The organism is Kineococcus glutinatus, assembly GCF_039542765.1.
Taxonomy (GTDB): domain Bacteria; phylum Actinomycetota; class Actinomycetes; order Actinomycetales; family Kineococcaceae; genus Kineococcus_A; species Kineococcus_A glutinatus.
Genome location: NZ_BAABIL010000613.1, coordinates 1 through 2,161, shown reverse-complemented (window position 1 = coordinate 2,161; position 2,161 = coordinate 1). Strand labels below are relative to the sequence as shown.

At 75.4% G+C, this 2,161-nt stretch carries 2 protein-coding genes; both read left to right on the top strand.

What is annotated here, in order from left to right; translation table 11 throughout:
• The first annotated feature begins 91 nt into the window (after positions 1-91).
• A complete protein-coding gene (purB, locus tag ABEB16_RS18995) occupies positions 92-1,522 on the top strand; it encodes an adenylosuccinate lyase (protein ID WP_425560257.1) in 1,431 nt (476 codons plus the stop codon).
• A 1-nt stretch (position 1,523) separates the two neighbouring features.
• Positions 1,524-2,161 (top strand): alcohol dehydrogenase catalytic domain-containing protein (locus ABEB16_RS18990; RefSeq protein ID WP_345713774.1); only part of this gene is annotated, 638 nt, incomplete at its 3' end.

The following is a 2,161-nucleotide window of genomic DNA, read 5'->3' as shown; positions in this document are numbered from 1 at the left end:
CCGGGTTCGGGCGCTCCGACAGGGCCTGTGGAGCGCCCGAACCCGGAGATGGGCGCCGGGGAGCCGCGAGCACCCGCGCGCCGGTGGGACCATGGCGCACGTGCCCACGCCCTCCGCCCCCCGCACGCAGGCCCCCGCGGACGCCCCCGCCGACCTCGGCGCCCCCGCGCTCGGCCCCCTCGACGGCCGCTACCGCGCGAGCGTCGCCCCGCTGGCCGAGCACCTGTCCGAGGCCGCGCTGAACCGCCGCCGCATCCACGTCGAGGTCGAGTGGCTCGTCCACCTCGGCACCCGCGACGTCGTGCCCGGGGTGCGCCGCCTCACCGGCGAGGAGATCGCCCTGCTGCGGCGGCTGCCGGTGGGCTTCGACGCCGCCGCCGTCGCGGAGCTGGCCGAGATCGAGCGGGAGACGGTGCACGACGTCAAGGCCGTCGAGTACTGGGTCAAGCGTCGGCTGGCGGGCACCTCGCTGGAGGACGTCGCCGAGCTCGTCCACCTGTTCTGCACCAGCGAGGACGTCAACAACCTCTCCTACGCGCTGATGGTGCGCGACGCGGTGCAGCAGGTGTGGTTGCCGGCCGCGCACGCGGTCGCCGACGACGTGGCGCGGATGGCCCGCGAGCTGCGCGAGCTGCCGATGCTGGCCCGCACCCACGGGCAGCCGGCGACCCCGACGACGCTGGGCAAGGAGCTGGCGGTGCTCGCGCACCGGCTGCGCCGGCAGCTGGCGCGGGTGGACGCCGCGGAGTTCCTCGGCAAGTTCAACGGCGCCACCGGCACCTACGCCGCGCACGCCACCGCGGTGCCCGGCACGGACTGGCCGGCGGTGTCGCGGGAGTTCGTCACGGGCCTGGGCCTGACGTGGAACCCGCTGACCACGCAGATCGAGTCCCACGACTGGCAGGCGGAGCTGTACGCCGACGTCGCCCGGTTCGGCCGGGTGCTGCACAACCTCTGCACCGACGTGTGGACGTACATCTCCTACGGCTACTTCGCACAGGTGCGCGGTCAGGGCACGGTCGGTTCGTCCACGATGCCGCACAAGGTGAACCCGATCCGGTTCGAGAACGCCGAGGCGAACCTGGAGGTGTCGCAGGCGTTGTTCCGGGTGCTGGAGGAGACGCTGACGACGTCCCGGCTGCAGCGGGACCTGACCGACTCCTCGATGCAGCGCAACATCGGGGTGGCGTTCGGGCACTCGCTGCTGGCGCTGGAGAACGTCCGCAAGGGCCTGGCGGGTCTGGACGCGAACCCCGCGGCGCTGGCCGCGGACCTGGACGCGACGTGGGAGGTGCTGGGCGAGGCGGTGCAGTCGGTGATGCGGGTGCACGGGCTGCCCAACCCGTACGAGCGGCTGAAGGACCTGACGCGCGGGCGGCGGGTGGACGCCGCGGCGATGCGGGAGTTCGTGGCGGGTCTGGGGTTGCCGGCCGCGGAGGCGGAGCGGCTGGCGGCGCTGACCCCGGGGTCGTACACGGGCGTGGCGGCGCAGCTCGTCGACGTCCTCGACCAGCGCTCCTGAGGTGCGCGCCCTCGTCGTCGAGGAGTTCGGCGCCCCGCTGCGGCCGAGCACGGTGCCGGACCCGGTGCCGCCGCCGCACGGCGCGGTGGTGCGGGTGGCGGCGACGGGGGTGTGCCGCAGCGACTGGCACGCCTGGCAGGGTCACGACCCGGACGTGGTGCTGCCGCACGTGCCCGGGCACGAGCTGGCCGGTGAGGTGGTGGCGGTCGGTGCGGACGTGCGCGGCTGGCGGCCGGGGGACCGGGTGACGGCGCCGTTCGTGAACGCGTGCGGCTCGTGCGCGCAGTGCGCGGCGGGCCAGCAGCAGGTGTGCGGGCGGCAGCGGCAGCCGGGGTTCACGCACTGGGGTTCGTTCGCGGAGCTGGTGGTGCTGGAGCACGCCGACGTGAACCTGGTGCGGTTGCCGGGGTCGATGGCGCCGGCGACGGCGGCGGCGCTGGGCTGCCGGGTGGCGACGGCGTTCCGGGCGGTGCTGGACGTGGGTGCGGTGCGCCCCGGGGAGTGGCTGGCGGTGCACGGCTGCGGCGGGGTGGGGTTGTCGGCGGTGGCCCTGGGCGTGGCGGCCGGTGCCCGGGTGGTGGCGCTGTCCGACGTGCGCCTGACGCTGCGGCACGGCGAGGTCCTCGCCCTCGTCGGCGA